General features: G+C 69.2%; 10 protein-coding genes, 1 tRNA gene and 1 pseudogene. 4 read left to right on the top strand and 8 right to left on the bottom strand.

Annotated elements, in window-relative coordinates:
• The 4 genes from K0M70_RS14710 to K0M70_RS14695 form a co-directional block, all read right to left on the bottom strand.
• Positions 1 to 672: acyl-CoA dehydrogenase family protein (locus K0M70_RS14710; RefSeq protein WP_290783208.1), on the bottom strand; the 672-nt coding region annotated here is incomplete at its 3' end.
• A gap of 19 nt (positions 673 to 691) precedes the next feature.
• The gene (locus K0M70_RS14705; RefSeq protein WP_290783206.1) at positions 692 to 1,156 is read right to left on the bottom strand and encodes an LEA type 2 family protein; all 465 of its coding nucleotides are present in this window, start codon (positions 1,154 to 1,156) and stop codon (positions 692 to 694) included.
• A gap of 65 nt (positions 1,157 to 1,221) precedes the next feature.
• On the bottom strand, positions 1,222 to 1,755 hold the full coding sequence (locus tag K0M70_RS14700) for a lipocalin family protein (RefSeq protein ID WP_290783204.1): 534 nt from the start codon (positions 1,753 to 1,755) through the stop codon (positions 1,222 to 1,224).
• A 68-nt stretch (positions 1,756 to 1,823) separates the two neighbouring features.
• On the bottom strand, positions 1,824 to 2,177 hold the full coding sequence (locus tag K0M70_RS14695; RefSeq protein ID WP_290783202.1) for a hypothetical protein: 354 nt from the start codon (positions 2,175 to 2,177) through the stop codon (positions 1,824 to 1,826).
• Between the two features lie 147 nt (positions 2,178 to 2,324).
• Here K0M70_RS14695 and K0M70_RS14690 point away from each other — a divergent pair, with 147 nt between their 5' ends.
• The 3 genes and pseudogenes from K0M70_RS14690 (at position 2,325) to K0M70_RS14680 (ending at position 4,747) form a co-directional block, all read left to right on the top strand.
• On the top strand, positions 2,325 to 3,371 hold the full coding sequence (locus K0M70_RS14690) for a catalase family peroxidase (RefSeq protein ID WP_290783200.1): 1,047 nt from the start codon (positions 2,325 to 2,327) through the stop codon (positions 3,369 to 3,371).
• Positions 3,372 to 3,379: 8 nt separating this feature from the next.
• Positions 3,380 to 3,898: pseudogene (locus tag K0M70_RS14685) on the top strand (cytochrome b/b6 domain-containing protein); the annotation flags it as partial.
• A 252-nt stretch (positions 3,899 to 4,150) separates the two neighbouring features.
• Positions 4,151 to 4,747 carry a methyltransferase domain-containing protein gene (locus K0M70_RS14680; RefSeq protein ID WP_290783196.1) on the top strand — a complete coding sequence of 199 codons (597 nt, stop codon included), beginning with the start codon at positions 4,151 to 4,153 and terminating at the stop codon, positions 4,745 to 4,747.
• 58 nt (positions 4,748 to 4,805) lie between these two features.
• On the opposite strand, the gene K0M70_RS14675 is transcribed toward K0M70_RS14680, so the two are convergent.
• Positions 4,806 to 4,881 (bottom strand) — tRNA-Phe (locus tag K0M70_RS14675).
• A gap of 216 nt (positions 4,882 to 5,097) precedes the next feature.
• On the opposite strand from K0M70_RS14675, the gene K0M70_RS14670 reads away from it, so the two are divergent.
• Positions 5,098 to 5,550: a DUF6491 family protein gene (locus K0M70_RS14670; RefSeq protein WP_290783195.1), complete on the top strand. Its 453-nt coding sequence runs from the start codon at positions 5,098 to 5,100 to the stop codon at positions 5,548 to 5,550.
• Positions 5,551 to 5,599: 49 nt separating this feature from the next.
• Here the strand turns inward: K0M70_RS14670 and K0M70_RS14665 are convergent, their stop codons facing one another.
• From K0M70_RS14665 to K0M70_RS14655, 3 genes are all read right to left on the bottom strand, one after another.
• Positions 5,600 to 5,872, bottom strand: coding sequence for an oxidative damage protection protein (locus K0M70_RS14665; protein ID WP_290783194.1), 273 nt, complete (start codon positions 5,870 to 5,872; stop codon positions 5,600 to 5,602).
• Positions 5,869 to 6,906, bottom strand: coding sequence for an A/G-specific adenine glycosylase (gene mutY / locus K0M70_RS14660; protein WP_290783192.1), 1,038 nt, complete (start codon positions 6,904 to 6,906; stop codon positions 5,869 to 5,871). Before mutY ends, K0M70_RS14665 begins: the two co-directional genes overlap by 4 nt.
• Positions 6,903 to 7,833: hypothetical protein (locus K0M70_RS14655; protein WP_290783190.1), on the bottom strand; the 931-nt coding region annotated here is incomplete at its 5' end. The genes mutY and K0M70_RS14655, both read right to left, overlap by 4 nt.

Here is a 7,833-nt window from a genome sequence, read left to right as displayed (position 1 = left end):
GCCCGCGGGCGCGTCCGGCAGGCGCGCCAGCACCAGGTGGACGATGTTGTCGGTGAAATCGTGCTCGCCGCCGGTGATGAAGATCTTGGTGCCGCTGACCCTGTACGAACCGTCGTCCTGGGGCTCGGCCTTGGTCTTGAGCAGGCCCAGGTCGGAGCCGCAGTGCGGCTCGGTCAGGCACATGGTGCCCGTCCATTCACCGGCGATGATCTTCTTCAGGAAGACTTCCTGCTGCCAGGCTTCGCCGTGGTGCTTGAGCGCTTCGGTGGCGCCGTGCGACAGCAGCGGGTAGTTGCCCCAGCTGAGGTTGGCGGCGTCGATCATTTCCTTGAGCGCCGCGCCGAAGCTTTCCGGCAGGTCCTGGCCGCCCATGGCCTCGGGCGCGGTGATGCCGGCCCAGCCGCCGTCGACGAACTGCGCGTAGGCCTCCTTGAAGCCCGGCGGCGTGGTGACCGCGCCGGTGGCCTTGTCGTGCACGCAGCCCACTTCGTCGCCCACGCCGTTAAGCGGCGCCAGCACGGTTTGGGTGAACTTGGCGGCCTCGTCCATCACGGCGTCCAGCAGGTCGCGCTGGGCGTGTTCGATGCCCAGCCTGGCGTAGAGCTTGTCGGCTTCGATGACGTCGTAGAGCGCGAACTTCATGTCGCGCACGGGAGCGATGTAGCGATTCATGCGGAGTCTTCCTCGGGGTTCAGCGCAGGATGCCGGTCAGGCCGGGCACCGGATCAAGCGCACTCTGGTAGTCGAAGGGGTGGTCGGTGGCCGGTTCGCTGCTGGCGATGCGGCCGGTGAGCTGGTAACGCACGGCGCGGCGGTTGGCCAGCGCCTGGTCCACCGCAGCCTTGGGGCCGGCGGCAGGCGTGAAGGCGTGCTGCACGAGTTCGTTCGAACCCGGCCCCACGCTCAGGCCCGGATCGATGCTGATGCGGGTGGCTTCCTCGCCATTTATCGACAGCGTGGCGTCCAGGCGCGAGAAGCGCATCGGCACCGTGCTGTAGTTCTGGATGCGGATCTGCGCAACCCACTGGCCGTCGGCCTGCACGCGCACTTCCTGCAGCGTGGCCTGGGGCGGGAAAACGCGCTTGGGCGGGCCGCTGGCGCAGCCGGCCAACAGGGCCAGCAACAGCAGGGCAATCGTGGTTTGGAGCTTGCGCATGGGCGGGTATCCGATGGCGAGGGCAACACGCCGAGGATACCAGCCCGTACGTTGCGGCGGCGTGCTCAGCGGGGCGGCGAAACCACGATCAACTCGTCCAGTTCATAGCCCAGCATGCGGGCCCGGCCCTTGAGGTCGTCCAGGGTCTGCGCGTCCAGCGCCGGCTCGCGCGCAAGGATCCACAGGTACTTGCGGTCCGGTTCGCCGACGATGGCCCAGCGGTAGTCCTGGTCCACGGCAATCACCCAGTAATCGGCCCACACGAAGGGCAGCGCCGACAGCCAGCGCGGTGCGAAGCGCACCTGGAGCTTGGCCGGATTGTTGCCGGCCATGCGGGCGACGCCTTCGGACGCCATGGTTTCGCCGTCGGCCTTCACGCAGGCGTTCCGCACAGTCAGTGTGCCGTCTTCACGCGGCGTGTAGGTGGCGGTGACGTCTCGCACGCACTTGCGCTCGAAGTACATCGGAAGGCGGGCGATTTCATGCCAGGTGCCGGCATAGCGCGCCAGGTCGAGGTCGGGCACGGCCTGAAGCGGTGGGCTGGCAAGAGCGGGGGCGCTGAACAGCATCAGCAGCGGCAGGACCAGGTGGCGGACCATGCGGGAGCTCCGGATCTTGGGGGGACTACAGGGTAGCGGCCGGGGCAATGCATGGCCCATGAACCGGGTCAGCCGGCGGCGCTGTCCTTGGCCTGCATCTCGGCCACCAGCCGCTCCTGGAAGGCCTCGAATCCCAGGCCCTGGTCCGCGGCTTCCTGGTGCGCGGCGGCACGCAGCGTGGCCGAGAACACCAGGTCCACCTCGCGGCCCTCGGCGCGCAGCAGGGCCGCGGCGCGCTTGAGGATGGCCAGCACGTGGGCCGCGCTGTGCGAAGTGCCGGCGATCTTGCCGTCCAGGCCCAGCACCCATTCGTTGTCCTTGCGCACGATGCCGCCCAGCAGCTTGCCGCTGCTGTCGCGCAGCTGGGCGTGCGGTTCCCCGAGCTTGTCGGACGGGATGGGTTTGGCGGAGCGCTTGGGCATGGGAAAGCCGTGCAGATAGGACCTGCCGGCGGGCGGGCCCTGTCAGCCCTGGCTCGCGGCGGTTGGCCGAGGATGGGAACTTTACACCCGCACGGTTAGTCTTCGGGTGTCGCCGCTGCCGCGCTGCCCACCGGAACGAGGTTCACCATGTCAAAGGACGCTCCACTTACGCCGCGCGCCAAAGTCCTGCGCCTGGGCGCGATCGCCGCGGGCCTGGGGTTTGCCGCGTTCGCGCTGGCCTTCACGGCGGGCTGGCTGCCGTCGCGTGCGCTTTCACCGTCGGTGATCGTCAACACGCAGGAAAGCGGCGGCATCCACGCCGGCTTCCGGCGCGCACACGCCAAAGGGCTGTGCGTGGCAGGGACCTTTACTTCCAATGGCGGCTTGGCGGGGCTTTCAAGCGCCGGAGTGTTTGGCGTGGGCAGCGTGCCGGTGATCGGGCGACTGTCCACGGCCGGCGCCAACCCCACGGCGCCGGACGCGTCGTCGCCGGTGCGCAGCTTGGCGCTGCAGTTCGCGCTGCCCGGCGGCCAGCAGTGGCGCACGGCCATGAACACGCCGCCGGTGCTGCCGGTCGGCACGCCGGAGAAATTCCATCGGCAGCTGCAGGCGCTGGCCCCGGACCCGGCCACCGGCAAGCCCGATCCCGCCCGCATCGCCGCTTTCTTCGCCGCCCATCCCGAAAGCGCCGAGTTCCGCGCCTGGCAGGCGGGCAACAAACCCAGCTCCAGCTTCGCCACCACGCGCTACCACTCGATCAATGCCTTCGTGCTGGTGGCGCCCGATGGCCAGCGCCAGGCGGTGCGCTGGGCGATGGTGCCCGACGCCATGCCCGAGCCGCTGGGTGCCGGGCCGCATGAGCCCGATTCCCTGCAGCGTGAATTCGCCGCGCGCGTTGGCAGCGCACCCGTTCGCTGGGCCATGGAGTTCACGCTGGCCGGCCCGGGTGACGCCACCGCCGACGCCACGCGCGCCTGGCCCGAATCACGCCAGCGCATCGTGGCCGGCGTGCTGGAAATCACCGAGGCCAGCGAGCAGGAAACCAGCGCCTGCAACGGCATCAACTTCGACCCGCTGGTGCTGCCGCGCGGCATCGAGGCTTCGGACGATCCCATCCTGGCGGCCCGCTCGGCTGCCTACGCCGAATCGCTGCGCCGCCGCGCCCGCGAACATCGCCAGGAGGCTGCGCCATGAACGAAGGCATGCAGACAAGCACCCGCTACGGCGCGCTGTCGCGCTGGCTGCACTGGTCCATGGCAGCGCTGATCATCGGCATGGTGTTCGTGGGCGCAGCCATGGTGGACAGCGTGGCCGCATGGCAGCCCACTGCCGTGCAGCTGCACAAATGGCTGGGCCTGAGCCTGCTGGTGCTGGTGGTGCTTCGGCTGGTGTATCGGCTGCGACACCCGGCGCCACCGCTGCCGGCCGACTTGCCCAGGCTGCAGGCGCTGGGCGCGCGCGGGGCGCACGTTGCGCTGTACGCGCTGATGTTCGCCATGCCCCTGGTGGGTTGGGCGATGCAGGGCGCCGCCGGCACGCCGGTGGTGATGCCCGGCGGCTGGGTGTTGCCGGCGCTGGTGGCGCCCGACCTGGCGACCTATGGCCTGCTGCGAGATGCGCATGCGGTGCTGGCGTACGCGCTGTTCGCGCTGGTGCTGCTGCATGCAGGCGCCGGCCTTTACCACGGCTTCGTGCGGCGCGATGGCGTGCTGGCTACGATGCTGGGCGGCGCGGTGAGCGCCGAGCCGGATGCGCCCGAAAGCCTGCCGGCCATAGAAGAGCCCTCAACGGCAGCAGCGGCACCGCCGTCGGGCGAAGCCGGGCGGGGCGAGGGCAGCTGAGCGGCGGTTTGGCGGGACGTTTCACCGGGCGCCATTCCAGGGGTTTGCGTTGTTTCAAGGCCTGCGCCGCCAAGTCCCGCCGGGCGACTGTGGAATAATCACTGGCATCCCAAGAGCACACCAGCGAGCCGCATGAGCGTGCGCAAGAGACTTCTCAACGTGGGCGGCGGCAGCAAGCGCATCGGCCTGCCCCCGCAGTACGCGGGCGTGGAGCACCTGCTGCTCGACATCGACCCGGCCGGCGAACCGGACGTGCTGTGCGACGCGCGCGAGCTGGGCACGCTCGAGCCGGCGCAGTTCGACGTCATCTACTGCTCGCACAACCTCGAGCACTACCACCGGCACGAGGTGCCCAGGGTGTTGGCCGGGTTCATGCACGTGCTCAGGTCCGACGGTTACGCGCACATCCGCGTGCCGGACATGCAGGCCGTGATGCAGCTGGCCGTGGAGCGCAAGCTGGACCTGGAAGACGTGCTGTACCAATCACCGGCCGGGCCGATCATGGTGCTGGACGTGATGTACGGGCTGGGCTCCCAGATCGAGCGCAGCGGTGTGGATTTCTACGCGCACAAGACCGGTTTCACCCAGAAGTCCCTGCTCAAGCTGCTGCGCGGGGCGGGCTTCGCCAACGTGTTCTGCGGCACTGGCAACCTCGAGGTGAACGCGCTTGCGTTCAAGGGCCAGCCCGACGCGCAGACGCGCGCGCTGTTTTCGCTGCCGGCGGTCTGAGCGAACAATCGGCGGCAACAAAAAGGGCCTGCCATTGCTGGCAAGCCCCTGTTTTGTATGGTGGCCGAGGACGGAATTGAACCGCCGACACGGGGATTTTCAATCCCCTGCTCTACCAACTGAGCTACTCGGCCAGAGACTGGCTGGAACGCCGCTCCGGCGGGGCCGGAACGAGCGGGAAATGATAACGGAACCGGGCTGGCCTAGGCAAGCAGGTCCGGATGGGCGTCGCTGGGCCCGCCAGCTACTAAACAACCGATGAACGTTCACGCTGCAGGCTATGGGCGGCGGTCGGATCCGGGAGTAAGTTCGAACCAGGCCCAGACGGGGCCATTGAAAGGAGCATTGCCATGGCCCTCCGCCTTGCTTTCCTGATGATCGGAGCCACCGTTGGAATGGCGCTTGCCGCCCCGGCGCTTGCCATCAACGACGCTGCCGACGACGCCAAAGACGCCATCCGCCTGGAAGCCGCCCGCGCCAACGCTGGGGAGCCGGTCAAGACGGTTCGCTTCCTGCGGGCGGTGGACAGCTATGAGGTGGTCGGCGGCACGGCCGTCCTGGTTTGGGAAACGAACACCAAGGCCTGGCTGGTGGACCTGCGCTCCAGCGCAAGCTGCCGCCCGCGCGACCTCGACAGCGGCTGGGCCATCGGCCTGGAGTCGGCCTACGACACCATGAACACCAGCAACGGCTACGTGGTGGGCCGTGACAGCATGCGCTGCAAGATCACGCAGATTCGCGAAGTGGACGTGCCGGCCATGCGCGCGGCCGAACGTTCTGCGCAGGTGGCTGCCAAGGACTGAAGCAGCTGCGCGGTTGCGCGAGGGCCCGCGCTTGCGCGGGCCTTTTTATTCAGGAAACGGGCGGCACGTAGCCGGCGGGTTTGTCGGCGCCGTCGCCGAAGAGGAACTTCTCCATCTCGCCCTCCAGGAACACCCGGTGCTTGGGGTCCATGGGCGAAAGCCGGTTTTCGTTGATCAGCATGGTCTGGTGCGCCAGCCACTGCTGCCAGGCCTCGCGGCTTATTTCGGCGAACACGCGCTTGCCCAGTGGCCCGGGCCAGGGCACGAAGGCCAGGCCTTCGGCTTCGCGCTGGAGTTTGTGGCAGTGCACGGTGCGGGTCATGGCGTCAGGCTTCCCAGTAGTTTCTTCACCGGCGCGGGCAGTCCCACGTCGGCTAGTTGGTCGAAAGGCTGCCAGCGAAGGTCGTCGTGCTGGGCGGTGCCGGTGTCGGCAATGCGCCAGCCCAGCGGTTCGATGTGCAGGCGGTAGTGGCTGAAGGTGTGTTCTATCAACGGCAGCGCGTCCGGGGTGTCGAAGTCGGCGCCGGCGTGGCGGGCCACGAAGGCGCGCGCTTCGTCATGGTCGCTGGCTTCGGGCAGCGACCACAGGCCCGACCAGACGCCCGTGGACGGCCGCCGCGCCAGCAGCACGTGGCCGCGCGAATCGCGCAGCAGCAGCATCAGCGTGCGGCGCTCGGGCAGGGGCTTGCCGGGCTTGGCCTCGGGCAGTTGTTCCACCAGGCCTTCGCGGCGCGCCACGCAGCCCTGCTGCAGCGGGCACAGCACGCACGCCGGATCGTGGCGCGTGCACAGGGTGGCGCCGAAATCCATGATGGCCTGGGTGTAGTCGGCCAGCCGCGCCTGCGGCAGGTGGTTTTCGGCGATGGTCCACAGCTGCTTCTCGACGGCGCTGCCGCCGGGCCAGCCGCCGATGCCGTGGAAGCGGCACAGCGTGCGCTTGACGTTGCCGTCCAGGATGGCGAAGCGCAGTCCGTGCGCCTGCGCCAGAATCGCGCCGGCGGTGCTGCGGCCGATGCCGGGCAGGGCGATCAGTTCGTCGAGTTCGCGGGGCAGGTCACCGCCGTGCTTTTCCACGCACACCTGCGCAGCCTTGTGCAGGTTGCGCGCGCGGGCGTAGTAGCCAAGCCCGGCCCACAGCGCGTGCACCTTGTCGGTGTCGGCGGCGGCCAGGTCGGGCAGGGTGGGCAGCGCGTCCAGGAAGCGCGCGTAGTAGGGGATCACCGTCTGCACCTGGGTCTGCTGCAGCATGATTTCCGACAGCCACACCCGATAGGGCGTGCGCGGATGCTGCCAGGGCAGGTCGTGGCGGCCGTCGCGATCAAACCAGTCCAGCAGCGTGGCGGCGAACTCGCTCACGGCTGGGGCTCGGGTTCGGCCGGGGCGTCTTCTTCCATCTGCACGCTGATGCCTTCCAGGGTGGCGCCGGCCACTTCCACGCGGGGCGTGGACAGCGTTCCCACCAGCGGCGGCAGCGGCGCGGCATCGCCGGCGTCGAGCCAGCCTGTGATCTCGGGTACAACCAACCGGCCTTCAAAGCGCGTTTCATCGCGCACCACCGTCAGCGCCAGCGGCGCGCTGAAATCGCCCGCGCCTTCATAGGCCAGCGTGTAGGCCAGCGGCGAAGTGGATGCCGACATCGGTGGCGGCAGCGCCGGCCAGCCTTCGGGCCACTGCCTGATCGTGCCCTGCAGGCTGAGGGTGGTGGTGTTGCCGAAGCTGGCCGCGCCCTTGGCGTCCATGTCGGGAACCGGCGACTGCGATGTCAGCGCCAGTGCCGCGATGTCGAGCCGTGTCTGCGTGCCGCTGGCGTCGAAGCGGCCGTTGGCGGCGAGCGTCCAGGGCACGTCCACGCTTTCGCTGCGCAGGCGGCCCTTGCCGGCAAACTCGACGTCCGACGCCAGCCCGGCCGTGGCAAGCTTGGCCGTGATGTCGAAGTCGAGCGTGGTGCCTGCCTGGGTGAACACGCCGGCGGCCGTGATTCGTGCCGCGCTGCCTTCGCGCAGTTCGGGCAGCTGCAGCTGCAGGTCATTTATCCTCCAGCTTCCGCCGACGACGCTGCCGTCCTCAACCTGCAGGCCGCGGGTGAGCGTGGGCAGTTCGAACGGCGCTTCGGGCCGGGTGGCCTGCCAGTCGGCGAGTGCGGCCAGGCTGAGCGCCGGGCGCTGCAGTTCGATGCGCGTGATCACCAGCGACCCGCCGCCGGTGATGGTGTCCCAGGGCAACGAGACTTCGGCGCGTGTGGCCGTGGGCCGCGGCGCCGCGGCCCCCGGGGGGGGGGCCCCC

It is taken from the genome of Arenimonas sp. (genome assembly GCF_019459675.1).
GTDB lineage: Bacteria > Pseudomonadota > Gammaproteobacteria > Xanthomonadales > Xanthomonadaceae > Arenimonas.
Note: the sequence above shows the minus strand (reverse complement) of the source record. Positions and strands in the feature narration are given on the sequence as shown.

Coding starts and splice junctions, on each gene's coding strand:
- K0M70_RS14705 (WP_290783206.1), bottom strand. CDS start 1,156: ATGCGCAAGCTCCAAACCACGATTGCCCTGCTGTTGCTGGCCCTGTTG.
- K0M70_RS14700 (WP_290783204.1), bottom strand. CDS start 1,755: ATGGTCCGCCACCTGGTCCTGCCGCTGCTGATGCTGTTCAGCGCCCCC.
- K0M70_RS14695 (WP_290783202.1), bottom strand. CDS start 2,177: ATGCCCAAGCGCTCCGCCAAACCCATCCCGTCCGACAAGCTCGGGGAA.
- K0M70_RS14690 (WP_290783200.1), top strand. CDS start 2,325: ATGTCAAAGGACGCTCCACTTACGCCGCGCGCCAAAGTCCTGCGCCTG.
- K0M70_RS14680 (WP_290783196.1), top strand. CDS start 4,151: ATGAGCGTGCGCAAGAGACTTCTCAACGTGGGCGGCGGCAGCAAGCGC.
- K0M70_RS14670 (WP_290783195.1), top strand. CDS start 5,098: ATGGCCCTCCGCCTTGCTTTCCTGATGATCGGAGCCACCGTTGGAATG.
- K0M70_RS14665 (WP_290783194.1), bottom strand. CDS start 5,872: ATGACCCGCACCGTGCACTGCCACAAACTCCAGCGCGAAGCCGAAGGC.